This is a genomic window from Pseudoalteromonas sp. SCSIO 43088 (assembly GCF_023650795.1).
GTDB classification, from domain to species: Bacteria; Pseudomonadota; Gammaproteobacteria; order Enterobacterales; family Alteromonadaceae; genus Pseudoalteromonas; species Pseudoalteromonas shioyasakiensis.
This window is the reverse complement of record NZ_CP072675.1, coordinates 2,873,681-2,894,449: the sequence shown is the minus strand read 5'-3', so window position 1 is coordinate 2,894,449 and position 20,769 is coordinate 2,873,681. Positions and strand designations below refer to the sequence as shown.

Genomic DNA, 20,769 nt, shown 5'->3' with positions numbered 1-20,769 from the left:
TTACAGGAAAAAATGTCCGTATTTAAATATATTTACATATGTAGAATATTGCAGTTATATATACAGTATGTTAACTTTCGTTCACTGGTTACGCTTACATTAATTCAAATAGGAATTATTATTATGAAATCACGTGCAGCAGTTGCTTTTGGCCCAGGTAAACCTTTAGAAGTTGTAGAAATAGATGTAGAACCACCTCGTAAAGGCGAGGTACTAATCAAAGTTACCCACACCGGTGTTTGTCATACAGACGCATTTACATTGTCTGGTGATGACCCTGAAGGCCTATTTCCCGTAGTATTAGGTCATGAGGGCGCAGGCACAGTAGTAGAAGTTGGTGAGGGTGTTACTAGTGTGAAGCCAGGAGATCATGTTATCCCTTTATATACGGCTGAGTGTGGAGAGTGTTTGTTTTGTAAGTCAGGGAAAACAAATCTATGTGTCGCCGTCAGAGAGACTCAAGGTAAAGGGGTGATGCCTGATGGAACAAGTCGATTTTCTTATCAAGGGAAGCCTTTGTACCATTATATGGGATGTTCAACGTTTAGTGAGTATACGGTGGTGTCAGAATACTCTCTAGCTAAAATTAATCCAAGCGCCAACCCCGAGCATGTATGTCTCTTAGGGTGCGGAGTTACAACAGGTATAGGTGCTGTACACAATACAGCAAAAGTCCAGCCCGGAGATTCTGTTGCAGTGTTTGGGCTCGGGGGCATAGGACTAGCAGCAATTCAAGGTGCAAGGCAAGCTAAAGCTGGTCGAATCATTGCAATCGATATGAATCCAGCCAAATTCGAATTAGCAGAAAAGTTTGGCGCAACCGATTGCATCAATCCAAAAGACTTCGATAAACCAATTCAGGAAGTATTAATTGAAATGACGGGGTGGGGTGTTGACCACACTTTTGAGTGTATCGGCAATGTACACGTTATGCGCGCCGCATTGGAAGCAGCCCACCGAGGTTGGGGGCAGTCTGTTGTCATCGGTGTAGCAGGTGCTGGCCAGGAAATATCCACTCGACCATTCCAGTTGGTTACAGGCCGGGTGTGGAAAGGTTCTGCTTTTGGGGGAGTTAAAGGGCGTTCTCAGCTCCCTGGAATGGTTGAAGATGCAATGAAAGGTGAGATAGATTTAGCACCTTTTGTCACTCATACAATGGGTTTAGAGGACATCAACAAAGCATTCGATTTAATGCACGAAGGTAAATCAATTCGCACAGTAATTCATTACTAAAATGCGATAAACACAACGAACGACACGGAGGCGAGTATCCGTGTCTTACAACTATACGGAGAGTTATCATGACTAAACCACTAATTCACCCTTCTGTTGATAATGGTATCACAGCGGGGAATCAAAACTTTTCAGGAGGGACTATCGAGTGTTTGTGCCCTTCAAATAAAGTTGAGGTTTCGGTAGGAGCCCAAACCTTACACAACCATGCTTGTGGTTGCTCAAAGTGCTGGAAACCTGAAGGGGCTACTTTTGCAGTGATTGCTGTTGTACCCAAAGATAAGGTGAATGTAACGACCAACGCCAACAAGCTACATATCGTTGATGAAAGTGCCGCGATACAGCGACATGCATGCATTGATTGTGGAGCTCATTTGTTTGGTCGAATTGAGAACAAAGAACATCCTTTCTATGGTCTTGATTTTGTTCATACAGAACTTTCGCCGCAACAGGGTTGGTCATCTCCAGGTTTCGCTGCGTTTGTGTCGTCAGTAATCGAGAGTGGTACGCCACCATCGACTATGGGCGCTATTCGTTCTCGCTTACGTGAACTAAAACTCGAACCATATGACTGTCTATCGCCGGAGTTAATGGATGTACTCGCTACACATGCAGCGAAACAGAAAGGTACATACCGCGAAGACTAATTAGAGACTTCATCGCAAAGTGAAGAAAAAATGAAAAGTAACTCCTCTTTTAAATCAGATCTGATAGAAAACCTAGAAGACGTCGTATATGGAATGCCTGCTCATACAGAGCGATTGCAAGCTGTAAACGAAATACATGCTAGGCCCCATTTGTCGGTCGATGCGCCAAGCTGTATGCTTCAATTGGCGTTTATGACGGATGGAGATAAACATAGGGATAATGCTGCTTTAAAGGGGTTGTCAGACCAACTGGGAATTGAGCTCCGCGAAGGTGAGGAGTTTCTTCATGATATTAACTTGCGTGATGGTCGGCTTCACTGTGAAAAGCATCTCGAGTTTTCGACATATCTTTGGTGTACAGCAATCAACCCAGAGACACACGAAATATTAGGAGAGGATCCATTTAAACGGGGCTTTGTTCCACCTGGCCCCGTTGTTTCTGGGGTCCGTTTGACAATTCTACCTTTTGATAGTCAAACAGAAGACAATATTGCACGCTTTGACTTTATATCACCTTGTTATTCAAAAGTTGAGAATGGTTTGGCGACAATTGTTACCGACTTTAGACAGGATGAAGATGGAATAACGAACGCGCTTATTATAGAAAAGGGATTGAAACCTGATCGAATAGGAGCATTAGCGCAGTGTTTGTTCGAGATTGAAACCTATCGAACGTTGGCCATGATAGCTATACCTTTAACGCGAACAATGGCGTTAGAGTTACGTAATATGGAATCTACTCTCGCACTTATTACTGAAGAAATGCGTTCAGATCCGAACTCAAGACGAGAAAGTGACGTTTTGTTATCTGAATTGACGAGTTTGGCAGCCGATTTAGAAGCTAGCGCAGCCGCTAATCTTTATAGATTTGGAGCAAGTCGTGCGTACTATGAAATTGTTCAAGAGCGACTTTCCTCACTTTCAGAACAATCAATGCCGGGATATTGCACATGGTACGAGTTTCTTGAACGCAGAATTGCACCCGCTATGCGGACCTGCCAATCCGTGAAAGAACGACAAGCTAAGTTGTCTGATAAATTAACTCGTGCGATATCTTTGCTTCGTTCTTGGATAGATGTTGAGCTTGAGCGCCAGAATCGAGATCTTCTGGCTTCAATGAATAATCGAGCCCAATTGCAGTTGCGTCTGCAACAGACTGTAGAAGGACTATCTGTGGCAGCTATTTCTTATTATATAGTCGGTCTACTTAGCTACATAGTGAAAGGTATGCCTTTCATATATAAGCTTATAGTTCCTGAAATCGCAATTGCTATAACAGTACCTTTAGTGACTCTATTTGTATGGTGGGTAGTACATAAAATCAGAGCAGCTCATACAGACCCACAAAAACACCCCTAAAATCTATGAATATATCGCCGTAATTTGCGGTAATAACAGGAGAACTATTATGGAGCGCATCGAGCACAATGCTAGTTTTGGCGGTTGGCAGGATGTCTATCAACATGATTCATCATCATTGGGATGTACAATGCGATTTGGTATATACCTTCCGCCGCAAGCAGAAAATAACAAGGTCCCCGTTCTTTACTGGCTTTCAGGACTTACTTGTACTGAACAAAATTTCATCACCAAATCAGCTGTGCAGCGCTATGCTGCGGAACACGGTATTGCGGTGGTGGCTCCTGACACCAGTCCACGCGGTGACGAAGTTGCAGATTGTGATGCATATGACCTTGGTAAAGGGGCTGGGTTTTATGTAAACGCTTTAAAAAAACCTTGGAGTACTCATTATCAGATGTACGACTATATAGTACAAGAACTCCCAGCGCTAATTGAAGCGAACTTTAATGTTACTCAAGAACGCTCAATAAGCGGTCACTCGATGGGTGGTCACGGAGCTTTGGTTATTTCAATACGAAACCCCGGACGTTATCGAAGTGTGTCTGCGTTCTCGCCGATCGTATCGCCGACACAGGTACCTTGGGGCCAAAAAGCATTTAAATCATACCTAGGTAATGATCAAGAGCTGTGGAAACAATATGATACCGTTGAACTAATCTCAACTGCTAAAGAGCGACTGCCTCTACTAATAGATCAAGGTATGAAGGATGATTTTCTGGAGTCTCAATTGAAACCCGAATTACTTCAGACTGCCTGTAAAGAGAATAATTATCCTCTAACTTTAAATTTGCGGCCCGATTATGATCATAGCTACTACTTCATCGCAAGTTTTATTGAGGAACATATGTCACATCATGCTGCCGCACTAAAAAGTAATGAAATGTAAGGAGCAATACTCATGGCAACTAAAACACATGAACGACACAAAGTGATCGTGGTTGGAGCTGGGTTTGGGGGCTTGGATGTCGTCAATAATCTTTCTGGTAAGTTCGTTGATGTAACGATTATTGATAGACGAAACCACCACTTATTTCAACCACTGTTATATCAAGTGGCTGGTGCATCCTTAGCCCCATCAGAAATAGCGTGGCCAATTCGACATCTTTTTAGAAAGAGACAAGAAGTTAATACGCTAATGGCTGAGGTAGTAGGTGTTGATAAAAAGGCTAAGCAGGTCATTATCGATAGCGGTGAACGACTCAGTTATGACACCCTCGTACTTGCTACTGGCGCAACTCATGCTTACTTTGGGCGTGATGAATGGGAGCCGTTCGCACCGGGCTTGAAAACGTTGGAAGATGCAACAAAGATCAGAGAGCGTATTCTCACTTCGTTTGAAGAAGCTGAAAGGACCTGTGATTTGGTGCAACAAGAAGCACTGAAAACGTTTGTTATTATAGGTGGGGGGCCAACAGGTGTAGAGTTAGCTGGCACGATTGCAGAACTAGCACGTGATACACTGGCGCGTGACTTTAGAAATATGGAGCCGAGTAAGTCTCGGGTCGTGCTTATTGAGGCTGCACCACGCTTACTTTCGGTGTTCCCTGAAAAACTGTCGGAGTATACCCGTAAAGCACTTGAAAAACTTGGTGTTGAGGTTATTACTGGAATGCCCGTGACAGAGTGTTCCGGCGAAGGTGTTGTTTATGACGGGAAGCAGATTAAGGCTAATACTATAGTTTGGGCCGCAGGTGTAAAGGCGTCTCCAGCCGCCCAGTGGTTGGGTGTTGAGGCTGATCGTGCAGGTCGTGTAATAGTAGATCAGCATCTTAACATTACAGATCACTTAGACATATTCGTTATCGGCGACACTGCAGCTGCAACAATGGAAGATGGCAAGCTTGTTCCAGGAATAGCCCCGGCGGCGAAGCAAGAAGGCAAATACGTTGCGAAGCTGATAATGAAACGTTTGAAAGGAAAAGAGGATAATCCTCCTTTTAAATATAGCCATCAAGGTAATCTTGCGACGATAGGGCATAGTCTTGCGGTTGTAGATTTTGGGTGGATCAGACTTAAAGGATTATTTGCCTGGTGGATATGGAAGCTAGTTCATATTTATTTTTTGATCGGAACCCGGAATCGGCTAAGCGTGGCTTTAAGTTGGGTATGGAATCACAGTATAGGTTATCGCGGTTCGCGCATTGTAATGAAGACCAGTTCCGACAGAGCTAGGAAACAACACGAAGACGATAAGTAATATAAATATCAGCAAATAGTAGATTTAGATCTATTTGTAAAGGAGACACTTCATTATTGAGCATTTGTAGTTTGATCAGAAAGGGACTTTCGATCGGCTCGGGAGCTAAGGTTAATAACACAGTTACTTGATAATTATAGTCATTATTAGTTCTTCGAATCTTGTTTTTAGACAAAACTCATTAAGTTGTCAGAGCTGAAGTCCAGCCTTCTTTTAAGTCATACGACGCCCTTTTCTAAGATAATGGGGTTCTAGGGATTTTCCCCTCTAAAAAGACATAATCCTCTGTAGACCACACCAATAAATGGCTGCGGAGGTGGGTTACTACTTATAAGTGTGGCAAATTAGGTAAATATCGTACATTTAATACGGAACAGCCCTGATATGGCCATCAAAAACGAAATTACTATTCTCACGAGAGCAGAACAGGCAGATCTTTATTCCCCACCCATTTTTTCAATCGAAGAACAACGTCTGTACTTTTCTCTGAACGATGCGGAATTGGCAGTTTTTCGGTCAATTCGTCTCAGAGCTCATAGATGTTACTTTGTCGCGATTTTGGGATACTTCAAATCAAAGCCCGTCATCCTAGATATCGCTTACTCGCAGGTTTCTAAGGATTTAATGTTCATCAGTAAAGAGCTGCTTGGCGGCAAGGGGCTCAGACCATTCACTCCCTCACAAAAACAAAAAGATCGACTCTACGCAAAAGTATTAGACCTTGCTGGTTATCACAAATGGGACGAAAGTCAGCACTTCAATTCTCTTTTCGACCACCTTGTTCAGGTGGGCAATGCCTGGCTGGAGCCGCGTTACCTCTTTGATACTGCTATTGAATTCCTAACCAGTCACAGCATTGCTATCCCTAGGTACACCGTACTCCAGAGACTGATAAGCAGAGCGATGCAGCAGGTCAGAAAAGACCTGGCGCACCAACTTAATCAACTCACCAGTCCTGAACTTCACGTCTTTCTGGACAGCATAACAGCCATTGATGACGGACTAAGCCTGAACCAGCTCAGAGGCGGTGCAAAAAGTCTGACCGTACCTGAACTTAAAAAAGAGCTTGCCCTTTATCATCAGTTAGCGCCATGGCGCACGCAAATCAATGGCGTTATCGATGGGCTTAATCTGTCTCTTAAAAATCGACAACACTTCGGTGAGCTCATCAACTATTACGGTAGTAAACTCAAACGATTCAAACGCGCACAGCAGCATCTATGGTTGCTATGTCACCTGACAGAGCGGATACAACTGGCACTGGAACGGTTAACTGATGGGTTCATTTACCATATCCGCAAGCAACAAGAAGCTGCCAACACCTTTGCACAACAAGCAGTGTTCCTGTCCTGGCAGTCAGCCGCGGACAATGTCACGAAAGCGGCAGAGTTACTGCATCTGTTTGTGGATGAGAACATTGATGATAATCAACCCTTCTCAGTAGTCAGACAGCAGGCATTGAAGGTCATGAATGACAGGGATATCCAGACCCTCTGCCTTTACCTGAAAAAACAGAAACGGACCGTGGAAGAGTACCAGTGGCAACATTACGATGAACAATGCAATCTCCTGGAGCAACTGTTAAGGCAGGTGTTCTTGTGCCTTGAATGTGAGGCCGGTAAAGGCTCAGAAGCCGTCGTCGCCCAACTTCAACAGATGCAGACGGAAATCGCATTCGGTGGACCACTGAAGAGGCTGTACTTGGAGAACCACCGACTTTTCCAGTTTCATCCTTGGTATAAAGGTTTTCCAATAAATAGTCTCGATATCTCACGATTGGACTTTCCTCTACCTTCTCGGTGCAGTCATATATTGTTAACGGAGGTTTTTCATCAACCAGAAGGCCAGTCCTTGGGTGTGTATGTTCGGGGATTTCCGTGCTCAACCACCGATAGAAGCTCAATAACGCAACTGCATGGGATTGAATCGTCTTATCGGAGGATATATCTGGATCTGCCAACAAAGAGTGAAGATATAGATTCACTGGCACCACATTGATACCATCGGGGTCTATTAAAATTGGAAGTTTATGAGCAAATGGTTTTGAGTTGTCCCTAACGTCATGGATGATCTCGCCACTGTCAGGGTGTGGCCTACTTATAAATGAGGGATATTTCTCCGTACTAATCCACATAAGACAATAGTCAAAGCCGAAGTCATCTGGAAACGACCTATTTTGTTCAATCACATTAACACCTAAATCATCCGTTATTCACACTGCTAAGCCTTCCCCCAGGGGGTTACGCGTTCATACATCTACTTTTTCAAGATATTTCTTAACCAATAGTAAAAATTGTAACCACCCCTCATCTCGACGTCTAATTTATACAACCTGAAACATTACAACATGTGATGTCTAAAGTATTTCCCAACTGTAAGCGCATAGTTAGAGGAGAATGCCAAAATGCCATGGCGCTGCATTTCGGCTTTGATCTGAAAGACGGGTACGCCCATTTTAATACCGAGTAACTTAGCTTCACGCGAGCGTGCAACCACGCAGCCGTCATTGTTGGACAGCACCACAACCGGCGTATCTTTTAAATCAGGACGAAACAGCTTCTCACAACTGGCGTAAAAGTTGTTGCAGTCCACCAAGGCAAATACAGGCATGGGACAGTCACGACTTACGGCGCATGTTTCGCACCACATTGGTGACCACACCAAATATCTCTAACTCTGCCCCTTCAGGAATATGAATGGGCTCATACGCCTGGTTTCTTGGGATCAGCTTGACGCACGGCCTTAGTTGAAGCTCCTTTACCGTGAGTTCTCCATGGATGCCAGCGATGACAATGTCACCGTGTTCTGCTTGAACAGAACGATCAACCACCAAAATATCATCTGGGTGAATCCCAGCATCAATCATTGAATCACCTTCAACACGCACAAAGAACGTTGCAGCCGGTCGCTTGATGCACAGCTCGTTGAGGTCGAGCGTTTGCTCAACATAATCCTGCGCTGGTGAGGGAAAACCAGCAGAAACACGTTCCATGAACAATGGAATACGAAGGCGCTTGGCTTTGATGAAGGCAAGTGCGCCGCTACGGCCTATCAGCGAGACACTCATGACGAACCTCGAAAAAATAGAATTAATACTGTTTGTTTATACAGTATCTGATGCTATGCTGATTTCTACAAGTAAAATTGTAGGTAAAACTGTAGTTGTTCGAGTAAGACGTTGTGTCGTGGGTGATTTCTTTTTTGTGTTGAAAAGCTTGATGTGGGGATTGCTCGCCCTCGTCAAAGCCTGCAAGGCTTGGACAATACTGCTTCTGCCTACTGCTCTTGTTTCTGTTACTGATCCTGTTACTGCTACTGGTTAACGCATGGGTCAAGTAACCGTCAAACAAGGCTTGTTGAACCCTTTGCAAAGGGTTTAAAAACAGTTAGTAAAATTCTGCTTCGTATTGAATTTACTGGCTTAAAGCGAAGTCAGGAGCATCATTAAAATGCTCAGTCGAACTCAGTTCAAGCCTTTTTCAACCGTTTGAAAAGGGGTTGGCTAAGCCATACCTAAAGGGTATCGGTAAGGGTTACCTAAAGGGTTTAGCTAAGGCTTTCTGAAAGGCTTAGCCAAAGCCTTCATACATGGGTCACCCAGTAGAAAGATCAAAAAAACGCTGAGGTATCCAAGGTGCATTTAGAGAAACCTGTGGCACAGTGAAATAACCCAAAGCGAACAATAGAAGTGAAGAGGAACCATCAATGACAAGAGCCCCTGCGCCATTTCCGCTAGAGCGCCTCGCGGATATCCCAGAAAGGCCAGAAGATTTTAGATTGCTGGAGCGTATTCCATTAACGCGTGAGCCGCAGTCCTGGCCACTTGAACTTTCTCCTATGGTAGGCGATGAACAGCCAATGGTGCTGCTCGATACAGAGACAACCGGACTGTCTGCCGATGATGAGTCCATTATTGAGCTTGGTATGGTTAAGGTGCTTTACAGCCCCTCTGCTCAGCGGATTGTGTCGATTGTTGATGTGATCAGCTTGTATGAAGATCCCGGTAAGCCAATCCCCGAGCTGATTACCGACTTAACGGGTATCACCGATGATATGGTGCAAGGCCAGCACATTGATGATTCACTGGTAGCGAGTTGGTTATCCGATGATCCGCTGGTGGTTGCACACAATGCACAGTTTGATCGTCCTTTCTTTGAAAAGCGGTTTGCTGCATTAGGACATCTATCTTGGGCCTGTTCAGCCAGTGGCATAGATTGGAAGGCGCTGGGTTTTGAAAGTCGAAAACTTGAGTACCTGCTGCTTCGCTTAGGTTGGTTTTATGAAGGACACCGAGCTGCAACCGATTGTTTGGCGATGGCCTGGCTGTTTCATTTGTTGCCCGAGTCCGTTGCAAACTTGTTGTCTGAAGCAGACAGGCGAACTGTGTTAGTTCGTGCGTTTGGTGCGCCGTTTGACGTAAAGGACTATTTAAAAGAGCGTGGTTACCGCTGGCATGACGGTGTTAAAGGTGCCAACAAACATTGGTGGCGCGAAATCAGCGAAGACGAGTTGCCGCAGGAACAAACTTACCTGGATGATTTGTATCATCGTGGCTCAGAACATGCCCACTATGACTACAAAGATGCCCGCAATCGATTTAAAGCTTTGTCATAGCCCCTTGCATATTTGAAAACCTCTGGAAAATGGAAAGTGAACTCATGGTTTAACCAACAAGAGGAATCTTTCCATGTACCAAGACACCTACATTGAATACTGGGGCGAAATCTTCGTCTCTGCCCGCATCATTGAATTTGGCATCACGTTCGAGCGCTTTCTTAAAGATCCATGGAAGCATTTGATGTCCTGTGGCCAAGAGTCTGCCCCAGACGCGATTGCTGAAGGGATGCTGCCATTGCTACCAGCCCAGGCAGAAGTTGCCAGGCGCATTCGGGAGAGTGAGCAACGAGCCCTGATGTCTACAGACTCGGACAAAGGGGTATCTCATCGCGGTAACATCGTGGTGCCATTGGTTCAGGTAGCGCATTGATAGCGGCTATCAGCAATGGCATGAAACAATGTCTTCACGCCCATACCTGAGCGGCAATTGCATTCCAGATCAAAAAATTGCCGCTTAGTCTTCCCTACAAGATAATTTGTGATAGGATGATACCTAATAAAATTAATTAGGTTGAAGCCTATTCAGTGTTTTATGGCCATCTGTCCAGCTTCAACCAGTAGAGATTGATTAGTCATTGCGGATAAAGAGCAGCTTTGTGCCATGCCGTTCAATGTGATTAAGCGATGTCTGACCGTATTTTATAAACAGAGTTTTAAGAATCTGGTTGAATTGGATAAACAAGACGCATGACAAATGATGGTCTGAAACAAACGGTAGTGGCGAAGCCAGATAGGCTTTCGCAGATAGCGCAGTTGCCACAAGCAACCAGGGATCGCATTGCCCACATCGATTTCACCTTATTGTTTAAGGGAGAAGCGGTACGGGCGGATTTAGTCGATCGCTTCAGCATTGCCGCCGCACAAGCAACGAAAGACTTCACAATGTACCGAGAGCTTGCACCAGGCAACATTGAGTATGACCAAAAGCTCAAGTTGCATAAGCGCGGTGAAGCTTTTGAGCCCTTGTTCGACTACGACGTTGTGAGAACACTGGCAACCATTAGCCAAGGGTACGGTGATGGCTTCACTGGAAAGGTAAAACCACCTCTTGCTTGTGAAGCGCCTTATCACCTTAACAAGCCGAGTTTATCGATAGTAGCGAAAGTCACCGAGGCCATACACAAAGGCAAAGCCTTGAGCATTACCTATGTGTCGTTATCGAGTGGTGAAACCACGCGTGAAATTGTACCGCATACGCTGGTGGACAATGGCCTGCGTTGGCATGTTCGTGGTTTTGACCGCAAGCATGGCGAGTTCCGTGACTTTGTACTGACCCGAATTAAAGCAGCGGTTGTGCTTGAATATTCCACTTTATCTGAAACCGAGCTCGAAGCCCAAGACCGGCAATGGAACCGCTTTGTAGAGCTGGAGTTAGTGCCGCATCCTCGTATTGAGCACAGCGAAGCGATTGAACTGGATTATGGTATGGCGGGTGGCGTTCTAAAGGTTGAGATTAGAGCGGCAACGGCAGGCTATTTACTCAGACAATGGAATGTGGATTGTTCTTCCAACGCCACACTAAAAGATGGTGGAGCTCAATTGCATTTAAAGAACAGAGCAACACTTTATGGAGTTAAAAACATCATGCTAGCTCCAGGGATTGAAAAAGAACTTGGTAACTAATGCACAAAAACGAACTTGGCGCAGGGAATAAATTTTGATGAAAATAATCGATAACCTTAACAACCTATTAGGTGACGAGCTTCAACAGACGCTGACACCGAATACAAAGTTAAAGATTGCTGCGTCTTGCTTTTCTATTTATGCGTATGAGGCTCTCAAAAAGGAGTTAGCGAAGATAGACTCACTTGAGTTCATCTTCACATCACCTACTTTTGTCGCAGATGAAGTTACCGATAAATTCAAAAAAGAAAAACGAGAGTTCTTTATTCCCAAAGCAGGGCGTGAACGCAGCCTTTACGGAACTGACTTTGAAATACAGTTAAAGAACAAGCTCACTCAAAAGGCGATCGCAAAAGAGTGTGCAAACTGGATCAGAAAGAAAGCAACATTCAAATCAAACAAAACTGATTCTCCAATGCAGTCGTTTGTTGTGACGGAAGCACCTAGACAGCAAACAGAGACAATGAGTGCAGTTTTTGCTCCGGTTAGCGGGTTTACGGCGGTTGATCTAGGGTATCAGCGAGGAAATGCTATTTCGAATTTTGTGCAAAAAATCGATGAGCCAAATTTCACAGCGCAGTACTTACAGTTATTCGACCAAATTTGGAAAGACCCTGCGAAGCTTCAAGATGTTACTAAAACCATTTGCGAGCATATAGAGTCTGTCTACCAGGAAAACTCGCCTGAAAAAGTCTATTTCATTATTTTGTATAACATTTTTAATGAATTCCTTGATGATATTACAGAGGATGTATTACCAAATGATCGAACCGGCTATCAGGACACCTTGATTTGGAACAAGTTATTTAACTATCAAAAAGATGCTGCGACCGGGATCATCAATAAGTTAGAGACCTATAACGGCTGCATTCTGGCTGATAGTGTTGGTCTTGGTAAAACATTTACAGCGTTAGCTGTCATCAAGTATTACGAGCTCAGAAACAAATCAGTGCTGCTTCTATGTCCGAAAAAGTTAGCGGATAACTGGCTCAACTTTAATCGAAACCTAAAAACAAATATCTTTGCTAAAGACCGTTTTAGTTACGATGTTTTGTGTCACACAGATTTGAGCCGAACCTCTGGCGAATCCTTCGGTACTCCGTTGAATAGAATCAACTGGGGTAACTATGACCTGGTCGTCATTGATGAGTCGCATAACTTTAGAAATAACGATGCAGTGAAAGATCGAGAAACTCGATATCAGAAACTGATGAATAAAGTTATTCGCGCTGGCGTGAAAACCAAAGTCCTGATGCTATCAGCTACACCAGTGAATAACAGATTTACTGACCTAAGAAACCAGCTTGCGCTAGCTTATGAAGGTGAGTCGAGCAATCTCACAAAGCATCTTAAAACCACAAAAAGCGTAGAGCAGATATTCAACCAAGCACAAGCCGCATTTAACGCTTGGTCCAAACTCGACCCAGAGACGCGAACAGCTAAAGCCATACTCGATGCCTTAGATTTCGACTTTTTTGAACTGCTTGATAGCGTCACTATCGCTCGCTCACGAAAGCACATCACAACATTCTACGACACAACAGATATTGGCCATTTCCCTGAACGTAACAAGCCAATCTCGTTTCATTGTCCGCTTACTACTCGTTCGGATGTAGTTAGCCTGAATGAGATCTTTGAACAGCTTAAGCTACTCAAACTATCTGTTTATGCGCCAGTGAGTTATATCCTCCCGAGTAGATTGAAGAAATATGAGGAGATGTATGACACGGAAGTTGAAGGCGGAAAAGGTAAGTTAAAGCAAAGCGACCGTGAAAAAAGTTTGGTTGCATTGATGACAACGAACCTCCTAAAGCGTCTTGAGAGCTCCGTATACTCGTTCAGAAGCACCTTGCAATCTCTCCATGATAACCATGTTCGTGTTCTAGGTATTATCGACGAATTCTATAAGCGAGACGGGCAAACCGAAGTGAGCAGTCTCGTTGAAGCGCTAGAGTCTATTGAAGCAGATGAAGACGATATGCCTTCTTATCACGATATGGAAATCGGTAACAAAATCAAAATTAAGCTAATGGATATGGATCTTCCATCCTGGCAGCAGGATTTAGATGGCGATTTGGAGCTGATCAAAGGGTTACTAGATTCTGTTAGCAAAATTAAGCCAGAAGAAGATGCTAAGTTGCAGCATCTGAAATCACATATTGCTGCAAAAATAAATAATCCGATAAATCCTGGAAACAGGAAAATCATCGTGTTCACGGCGTTTGCTGACACCGCTCAGTATCTGTACGAGCAGTTGTCACCTGTGATGTTAAGCGAGCATAGAATCCATACTGCGATGATCACTGGTGGTGCCAGTTTACCTAAGACCACCTTAAAAACCGGACGAAAAGGTTACGACACACAAGAAGTGCTCACCTTGTTTTCTCCAGTTTCCAAATCGAAAGCCAGTGTATTACCTGACGAACCCGCTGAAATCGATTTGTTGATTGCTACAGACTGTATCTCTGAAGGGCAGAACTTACAGGATTGCGATTACTTAATTAACTTTGATATTCATTGGAATCCAGTTCGGATTGTTCAGCGCTTTGGGCGTGTTGACCGTATTGGCTCGCCGAATAAATGTATTCAGTTAGTTAACTACTGGCCTGATATATCGCTGGATGAGTACATCAACTTAAAAGAACGTGTTGAAAGTCGAATGACGATTGTTGACGTAACAGCGACCGGTGATGACAACGTTCTAAGTAGTCAAGCGAATGATGTGTCGTACCGTAAAGAGCAGTTAAAGAAACTACAAGAAGAAGTCATCGAGCTTGAAGATTTAAAAACGGGGGTTTCTATCACCGATCTAGGTCTAAACGAATTTCGAATGGACCTACTAAATCTAATGAAACTCTACGGCGAACCAAGAAATGCACCAAGCGGCATGCATGCGGTGGTTGAGGCTAAGCCAGAATTAGGGTTATTGCCTGGCGTGGTGTTTGCGCTGAAAAACGTCAATAACAGTATCGATAGCGATCTGCAAAACAGGCTCCATCCTTATTACCTTGTCTATGTATCGAATGAAGGGCACATCGTCGCTAATCATTTTGAGGTAAAGAGACTATTAGATTTAATCCGCAGTAGCTGCAAAGGGCAAACAGAGCCGCTCAGTGAGATTTGTGCGTTATTTAATCGCCTAACACAAGATGGTCGAGATATGCAGCGTTACTCTCACCTTCTAACAGATGCCATAAAAAGCATGGTTGAAGTTAAGGAAGAAAAAGATATTGATAGTTTGTTTAGCGGTGGCGCTACCTCAGCTTTAGTGAATACATTTGCCGGGCTTGATGACTTTGAATTGCTGGCATTTATTGTGATTCAGCAAAAGCAGTTCATTGATAACAGTGCTCAGGATGAGGTTAGCTAGTCTATGAACTCACCTTGGATATTTCCTGACAAAGCAAAGTTCGGTCGAGTCGTACCGAAGAACAAAATATACGAACACAGTGCGGCAAGCGCTGGGTTGAAGTCACTTTTTGTACAGCAAGTTGATCAAATCCTTTGGGCTTACAAGCTATCACCTAACACACTGAATATTCCTCACACTAGTGAGATCAGTGAAATACAGGTTATCAGTGTGAAGCTTAAAGGCGACGAAGTAGACAATAGCGTACTAAAAGCGATTGATTTGGCCATACCTTTTCCCATTTTGTTTGAGGTATGGGGGGCTAGTGGTGAACAAGGCCACTATGCCGCTTGCTATAAGCGTAAGGCAGAAAATGATCAGTCCAAATGGGTTTGTAGCCACTATCTACACTCAGAAATATTCAATTCCGGTGAAGCATTAACAGTGAATTCAGAAGTTTTGGGTTTGCCTACAGCAATCGATATGGAGGAGCTGTATCAAAAGCTTCTTGCTCGCTTGTTACCCATACCCAAACGTACCGCTGAGAGTATTGAAGAGGCCATTGAACGCTTGGTGGCAATTCAGGCATTGGAAAAGCAAATATCGCAGTATAAGAAGAAGGTTCACGCTGAGAAACAGTTTAACCGAAAGGTTGAGCTCAATAAGCAGTTAAAGAATTTAAGGTGCGAGCTTGAAGAGTTACTCGCATAAAGATTACACAGATAAATAATTTTAATCAGTTAAATAGTGCCACATGCTTTTTATGCAAGGCATCACGCAAAAGGTGAACACATGGATAAATTAAAGATGCACAGCCCCGACATGACGCAGCAAAACATAGAGAAAATTCAGGCGTTGTTTCCGAACTGCGTGACGGAATCAAAAGGGGCTAACGGAGAACTAAAGCTAGCCATTGACTTTGACCAACTTAAACAAGAGCTATCAAATTCAATCGTTGAAGGCCCGCAAGAGCGCTATCAGCTGAACTGGCCCGGTAAGCGAGAAGCACTACTAACAGCGAATGCATCTATTGCCAAAACCTTAAGACCTTGCCCAGAAGAAAGTGTCAATTTTGACACCACTGAAAACCTCTTTATTGAAGGTGATAACCTTGATGCGCTAAAGATGTTGCAAGAAACCTATTTAGGGAAGGTCAAGATGATTTACATTGATCCACCATATAATACGGGGAATGACTTTATTTATGAGGATGATTATTCAGAGAATACAGAGAATTATTTTTTGAAATCTAATCAAAAAGATATTCAAGGAAATAGGTTAGTCGCTAACAAAGATAGTAATGGTAGGTTCCACTCTGATTGGCTTTCCATGATTTACTCTAGAATAAAACTATCTCGAAATTTACTTTGTGATGATGGTGTAATATTTATAAGTATTGATGACGGAGAAGTCGCAAACCTAAGGAAATTATGTGATGAAGTTTTTGGTGAGTCTAACTTGGTTTCACAAATTTGTCACAAGTCACGAGCTTCAGTATCTAATGATAAAATCATATCTCCTAACCATAATACAATATTGATGTATGTTAAATCTTATGAGCGAATTTTTGAAAGTAGAAAATATATTGGACTTGACCCAAATCTCGAGGGATTTTCCAACCCAGATAATGATCCAAGAGGGGATTGGAAAAAATCACCAGTAGACGGGCCTGGTGGAGCGAAGAAAGGTAATCCTTATTATGAGTTTTTGGGTGTTGAGGGGTATTTCAGGTTTTCTAAAGAGACTATGCAGAAAAAATACGATGAAGGGCTAATAATAAAAACTGAAAAAGGGCTTCAGCAAAAGTATTTTCTTAAACAAGCTATGGAGAGTAGAAAAACCGATACCACTTGGTGGGAGGATGGCGGTTTAACATCATCAGCCACAAGAAAATTGCAGGAATTAATGGGTGCAAAAACATTTGATACGCCTAAGCCAGTTGAGCTTGTTTCTAGGATGCTAAAGCTAGTAACTTTTAAAGATAAAGAAAATGCATTAGTACTTGACTTTTTTCTGGCTCTTCAACTACAGCCCATGCAGTAATGAAGTTGAATGCTGAAGACGGTGGCAACCGCAAATTTATCATGGTTCAGTTGCCTGAAGAGTGTGATAAAAAATCAGAAGCCTTCAAAGCTGGCTACAAAACTATTGCTGAGATATCAAAAGAACGCATTCGCCGAGCTGGTGCAAAAATATTAGAGGGCGAGTGCCACAAAGGCTGGAATAAAGATGTAGGTTTTCGAGTGCTTAAAGTGGACACCTCCAATATGGCAGATGTTTACTACTCGCCAGATCAAGTTACTCAGGGTTCGTTAGACTTATTGGTAGATAATATTAAATCAGACCGCACTGATGAAGATTTACTCTTTCAAGTACTGCTGGATTGGGGCGTCGATTTAACCTTACCCATTAAAAAAGAAACGATTCAAGGTAAATCGGTATTCTTTGTTGATGATGATGCACTGGTGGCCTGTTTTGATCTGCGTATAAATGAAGCTTTGATTAAAGAGTTAGCCACAAAAGAGCCACTTCGCGTGGTGTTTCGTGATGACGGCTTTGAGTCTGATGCAGTAAAAATTAATGCCGAGCAGATTTTCAAGCAAGTGTCGCCGCATACTGAAGTTAAAGCGATATAAGGGGGGAGCATGAAGTTAAAGTTCAAAGTCCAACCTTATCAAACTGTTGCCGTAGAGTCGGTTGTTGACTGTTTTGCGGGGCAACCTAATACCTCGGGAGTTACCTACCGAATCGACCCTGGTGTTGCCAAAGATAAATTTGGCAATGCTGGCTGGGATATGAGCGATCAGGATGGTTTTAAAAATGCTGAACTCGCGATCAACGAATCGCAGTTATTGCAAAATATTCATGGTGTTCAAAGTAGACAGAACCTGCCTGTTTCAGAAGCGTTAGTCTGCAATGCTAGCTCTAAGATTAATCTCGATGTTGAAATGGAAACCGGTACTGGTAAGACATATTGCTACATCAAAACCATCTTTGAGATGAATAAGCGCTATGGCTGGAGCAAATTTATTATCGTTGTACCTAGCATCGCCATTCGTGAAGGTGTTTACAAGTCGCTGCAAATCACAGGTGAGCATTTTGCTCAGAATTACGACGGTAAAAAGGCTCGGTTCTTTATCTATAACTCGAAACAATTGCACCAGTTAGAGAGTTTTTCTTCTGACAGTGGCATCAATGTGATGGTCATTAATATTCAAGCCTTTAATGCGTCAGGAAAAGACAATCGACGTATTTATGAAGAGTTGGATGACTTCCAGTCTAGGCGTCCTATTGATGTTATTAGTGCAAACCGTCCAATCCTGATTTTGGATGAGCCGCAGAAGATGGAAGGTAAGAAGACATTAGATGCCTTAGCCAAATTCAAACCACTGATGGTACTTCGATATTCGGCCACGCATAAGACAACACATAATAAAGTGCATCGCCTGGATGCGCTTGACGCTTATAACAATAAGCTGGTTAAGAAAATTGCAGTTCGTGGTATCTCAGTAAAAGGCTTAGCGGGCACGACAGCCTATCTATATCTGGAGTCCATCGAAATCTCGAAAAAAATGCCAATTGCTCGCATTGAAATCGAGGTTAAACAACAAAATGGTATTAAACGCATACCCAAGAAGGTCACTAAGGGCGATAATCTTTTTGATCTTAGTCATGGTCTGGACCAGTACCGTGATTTTGTGGTTACTGATATCAACGCGGTTAACGACACGGTTGAATTCAAAAATGGCCATGTTTTAACCGCGGGCGATGCCACGGGAGACGTGACCGAAGAGACCATTCGCCGAATCCAGATCCGAGAGACAATTAAAGCGCACCTTGAAAAAGAAAAAACACTTTTTAACCAGGGTATAAAGGTTCTCTCTCTCTTTTTTATTGACGAAGTCGCAAAGTATAGAGACTACTCTCAAGCCGATGAAAAAGGTGATTATGCTCGCGTCTTTGAAGAAGAGTATTCCTTGCTTGTACAGGAGTATCTTGATGAGTCGTCCCTTTTGCCAAGTGAGCAGACTGATGCCTATAAAGCCTATCTATCGGCCATTGAAGGCTCCAGAACGCATAATGGTTACTTCTCAATTGATAAGAAATCAAATCGTCTTCAGAACCCCGGCTTTAAAGTTCGTGGTGAAGATGCCGGGCTATCAGACGATGTAGATGCTTATGATTTGATTCTAAAAGATAAGGAAAAGTTACTTTCGTTTGAAGAGCCTACTCGGTTTATCTTTTCACATTCGGCCTTGCGCGAGGGGTGGGATAATCCAAACGTATTTGTTATGTGTATGCTAAAACACAGCGACAACACTATCTCTCGTCGTCAAGAAGTTGGGCGTGGTTTACGTCTGGCCGTCAATAAACATGGTGACAGACAAGACCATCCGGCAACTGTGCATGAAATTAATGTTTTGTCGGTGATTGCAAGTGAAAGCTATAAAGACTTTGTCACGAATCTGCAAAAAGAGATCAGCGAGTCTCTCTCAGCTAGACCTAGAAAAGCAGATGAAGCTTATTTTACGGGTAAGACAATTACAACGGCTGATGGACCTGTAGAAGTAACACCTGTCATGGCTAAGCAAATTTATAAGTATTTGCTTAAAAATGATTATACTAATGAAGTTGACGATTCAATTGCGCCATCATTCCACCAGGCTAAGGCTAGTGGACAGTTAGCGCCAATGCCTATTGAGTTAGAGCCTTACCGAGAGCAAATATTGACTCTGATAGACGGTGTTTATAGTGAAGCGCAATTGCCAGGTGTTGGTGATGATCGTAAACCTAAAAACAATCCGTTGAATGCTAATTTTGATAAGAAAGAGTTTCAGGAGCTTTGGCACAAAATCAATCGCAAAGCGGTTTATAAGGTTGATTTTGATTCGTCTGAGTTGATTAAAAATTGTATTCGGGTACTCAATAAAGAACTTAAGGTAACGCCTCTTCAATACACCATTCAAGATGGTGTTCAATTGGATGGCATTACCGACGAACAACTCAAAGCTGGACAAAGTTTCAAGGTGAAAAACACTGAGACTGAAACTCATCAATCGAGCATTCATTCTGCTGTTCGTTATGACTTGGTTGGTAAGTTGGCTGAAAATTGTGTGCTGACTCGCAAAACAGTCGCCGAAATACTGATGGGTATAGAACCTGTAGTATTTGCACAATTTAAGCAAAACCCTGAGCATTTTCTAGCTGAAGCTTCACGGCTTGTGAAAGAGCAAAAGGCATCTGTGATTATCGAGAAGCTATCATATGATCCAACGAACGAATCTTATGATGTTGATATATTCACGGCAGAGCAAAAAATCACTGATATGACAAAAGCCGTTAGTGGCGTTAATAAGCATATTTATGATTATGTTGTCGTTGATTCACAAGGCATTGAACGAGACTTTGTTACCGAGCTTGATACAAGCAAAGAAGTCGTGGTTTATGCAAAACTACCTCGTGGTTTTCTGATACCGACGCCTGTTGGCGACTACAACCCTGATTGGGCGATTTCCTTCAAAGAAGGAAGTGTTAAACACATTTACTTTATTGCAGAGACTAAAGGAACTATGTCTTCGCTTGAATTGCGTGGCATAGAAGATCGCAAGATTGAATGTGCTAGGAAATTCTTTGAAAAAATTAATGCAGAGATAACGAGTGAAAACGTCAAATATGATGTTGTAACGAGTTACTCGAAATTAATGGAAGTCGTAAGCGGCTAGTTGTTTCCGTTTTTATAT

Annotated in this window: 15 protein-coding genes and 2 pseudogenes; 15 read left to right on the top strand and 2 right to left on the bottom strand. The window is 43.0% G+C overall.

Features of this window, described 5'->3' with window-relative positions; genetic code table 11:
* Positions 1-123: 123 nt before the first annotated feature.
* The 6 genes and pseudogenes from J8Z28_RS13375 to J8Z28_RS13350 all read left to right on the top strand — a co-directional run.
* A complete protein-coding gene (locus J8Z28_RS13375; RefSeq protein ID WP_008843107.1) occupies positions 124-1,233 on the top strand; it encodes an S-(hydroxymethyl)glutathione dehydrogenase/class III alcohol dehydrogenase in 1,110 nt (369 codons plus the stop codon).
* A 68-nt stretch (positions 1,234-1,301) separates the two neighbouring features.
* Entirely contained in the window at positions 1,302-1,880 is a 579-nt protein-coding gene (gfa, locus tag J8Z28_RS13370; protein ID WP_250659612.1) for an S-(hydroxymethyl)glutathione synthase, read from the top strand.
* A gap of 30 nt (positions 1,881-1,910) precedes the next feature.
* The gene (locus J8Z28_RS13365) at positions 1,911-3,239 is read left to right on the top strand and encodes a DUF3422 family protein (protein WP_008843105.1); all 1,329 of its coding nucleotides are present in this window, start codon (positions 1,911-1,913) and stop codon (positions 3,237-3,239) included.
* A 49-nt stretch (positions 3,240-3,288) separates the two neighbouring features.
* Positions 3,289-4,128, top strand: a complete 840-nt coding sequence (gene fghA, locus J8Z28_RS13360; protein ID WP_250659611.1) for an S-formylglutathione hydrolase — start codon at positions 3,289-3,291, stop codon at positions 4,126-4,128.
* 12 nt (positions 4,129-4,140) lie between these two features.
* Positions 4,141-5,439 (top strand): NAD(P)/FAD-dependent oxidoreductase, encoded by a 1,299-nt coding sequence (locus J8Z28_RS13355; RefSeq protein WP_008843103.1) that lies wholly within the window; start codon positions 4,141-4,143, stop codon positions 5,437-5,439.
* 384 nt (positions 5,440-5,823) lie between these two features.
* Positions 5,824-7,137: pseudogene (locus J8Z28_RS13350) on the top strand (DUF4158 domain-containing protein); the annotation flags it as partial.
* 678 nt (positions 7,138-7,815) lie between these two features.
* Here the strand turns inward: J8Z28_RS13350 and J8Z28_RS13345 are convergent.
* Together J8Z28_RS13345 and umuD are read right to left on the bottom strand one after the other, a co-directional pair.
* Positions 7,816-8,049, bottom strand: a pseudogene (locus J8Z28_RS13345) (Y-family DNA polymerase); the annotation flags it as partial.
* A gap of 7 nt (positions 8,050-8,056) precedes the next feature.
* Entirely contained in the window at positions 8,057-8,506 is a 450-nt protein-coding gene (umuD, locus tag J8Z28_RS13340; RefSeq protein ID WP_000116661.1) for a translesion error-prone DNA polymerase V autoproteolytic subunit, read from the bottom strand.
* Between umuD and J8Z28_RS13335 the strand changes: the two genes are divergently transcribed.
* The 9 genes from J8Z28_RS13335 (at position 8,505) to J8Z28_RS13295 (ending at position 20,751) form a co-directional block, all read left to right on the top strand.
* On the top strand, positions 8,505-8,762 hold the full coding sequence (locus tag J8Z28_RS13335; protein ID WP_000182836.1) for a hypothetical protein: 258 nt from the start codon (positions 8,505-8,507) through the stop codon (positions 8,760-8,762). The genes umuD and J8Z28_RS13335 overlap by 2 nt on opposite strands.
* A 382-nt stretch (positions 8,763-9,144) precedes the next feature.
* Positions 9,145-10,053, top strand: coding sequence for a 3'-5' exonuclease (locus J8Z28_RS13330; RefSeq protein WP_250659610.1), 909 nt, complete (start codon positions 9,145-9,147; stop codon positions 10,051-10,053).
* Positions 10,054-10,126: 73 nt separating this feature from the next.
* The gene (locus J8Z28_RS13325; protein WP_169618677.1) at positions 10,127-10,426 is read left to right on the top strand and encodes a hypothetical protein; all 300 of its coding nucleotides are present in this window, start codon (positions 10,127-10,129) and stop codon (positions 10,424-10,426) included.
* Positions 10,427-10,743: 317 nt separating this feature from the next.
* Positions 10,744-11,679, top strand: a complete 936-nt coding sequence (locus J8Z28_RS13320; RefSeq protein ID WP_250659609.1) for a WYL domain-containing protein — start codon at positions 10,744-10,746, stop codon at positions 11,677-11,679.
* Between the two features lie 37 nt (positions 11,680-11,716).
* Positions 11,717-15,049, top strand: coding sequence for a helicase-related protein (locus J8Z28_RS13315; protein ID WP_250660399.1), 3,333 nt, complete (start codon positions 11,717-11,719; stop codon positions 15,047-15,049).
* Positions 15,050-15,052: 3 nt separating this feature from the next.
* Positions 15,053-15,739, top strand: a complete 687-nt coding sequence (locus J8Z28_RS13310) for a DUF4391 domain-containing protein (protein ID WP_250659608.1) — start codon at positions 15,053-15,055, stop codon at positions 15,737-15,739.
* A gap of 81 nt (positions 15,740-15,820) precedes the next feature.
* Positions 15,821-17,071, top strand: coding sequence for a site-specific DNA-methyltransferase (locus J8Z28_RS13305; RefSeq protein ID WP_250659607.1), 1,251 nt, complete (start codon positions 15,821-15,823; stop codon positions 17,069-17,071).
* Positions 17,071-17,664 carry a site-specific DNA-methyltransferase gene (locus J8Z28_RS13300; RefSeq protein WP_250659606.1) on the top strand — a complete coding sequence of 198 codons (594 nt, stop codon included), beginning with the start codon at positions 17,071-17,073 and terminating at the stop codon, positions 17,662-17,664. The genes J8Z28_RS13305 and J8Z28_RS13300 overlap by 1 nt, the downstream gene beginning before the upstream one ends.
* 9 nt (positions 17,665-17,673) lie before the next feature.
* Positions 17,674-20,751, top strand: coding sequence for a type III restriction-modification system endonuclease (locus J8Z28_RS13295; protein ID WP_250659605.1), 3,078 nt, complete (start codon positions 17,674-17,676; stop codon positions 20,749-20,751).
* Positions 20,752-20,769 lie beyond the last annotated feature (18 nt).

Coding starts and splice junctions, on each gene's coding strand:
- J8Z28_RS13335 (WP_000182836.1), top strand. CDS start 8,505: ATGACGAACCTCGAAAAAATAGAATTAATACTGTTTGTTTATACAGTA.
- J8Z28_RS13320 (WP_250659609.1), top strand. CDS start 10,744: ATGACAAATGATGGTCTGAAACAAACGGTAGTGGCGAAGCCAGATAGG.
- J8Z28_RS13325 (WP_169618677.1), top strand. CDS start 10,127: ATGTACCAAGACACCTACATTGAATACTGGGGCGAAATCTTCGTCTCT.
- umuD (WP_000116661.1), bottom strand. CDS start 8,506: ATGAGTGTCTCGCTGATAGGCCGTAGCGGCGCACTTGCCTTCATCAAA.
- J8Z28_RS13330 (WP_250659610.1), top strand. CDS start 9,145: ATGACAAGAGCCCCTGCGCCATTTCCGCTAGAGCGCCTCGCGGATATC.
- J8Z28_RS13295 (WP_250659605.1), top strand. CDS start 17,674: ATGAAGTTAAAGTTCAAAGTCCAACCTTATCAAACTGTTGCCGTAGAG.
- fghA (WP_250659611.1), top strand. CDS start 3,289: ATGGAGCGCATCGAGCACAATGCTAGTTTTGGCGGTTGGCAGGATGTC.
- J8Z28_RS13365 (WP_008843105.1), top strand. CDS start 1,911: ATGAAAAGTAACTCCTCTTTTAAATCAGATCTGATAGAAAACCTAGAA.
- J8Z28_RS13310 (WP_250659608.1), top strand. CDS start 15,053: ATGAACTCACCTTGGATATTTCCTGACAAAGCAAAGTTCGGTCGAGTC.
- J8Z28_RS13305 (WP_250659607.1), top strand. CDS start 15,821: ATGGATAAATTAAAGATGCACAGCCCCGACATGACGCAGCAAAACATA.
- J8Z28_RS13300 (WP_250659606.1), top strand. CDS start 17,071: ATGAAGTTGAATGCTGAAGACGGTGGCAACCGCAAATTTATCATGGTT.
- J8Z28_RS13355 (WP_008843103.1), top strand. CDS start 4,141: ATGGCAACTAAAACACATGAACGACACAAAGTGATCGTGGTTGGAGCT.
- J8Z28_RS13315 (WP_250660399.1), top strand. CDS start 11,717: ATGAAAATAATCGATAACCTTAACAACCTATTAGGTGACGAGCTTCAA.
- gfa (WP_250659612.1), top strand. CDS start 1,302: ATGACTAAACCACTAATTCACCCTTCTGTTGATAATGGTATCACAGCG.
- J8Z28_RS13375 (WP_008843107.1), top strand. CDS start 124: ATGAAATCACGTGCAGCAGTTGCTTTTGGCCCAGGTAAACCTTTAGAA.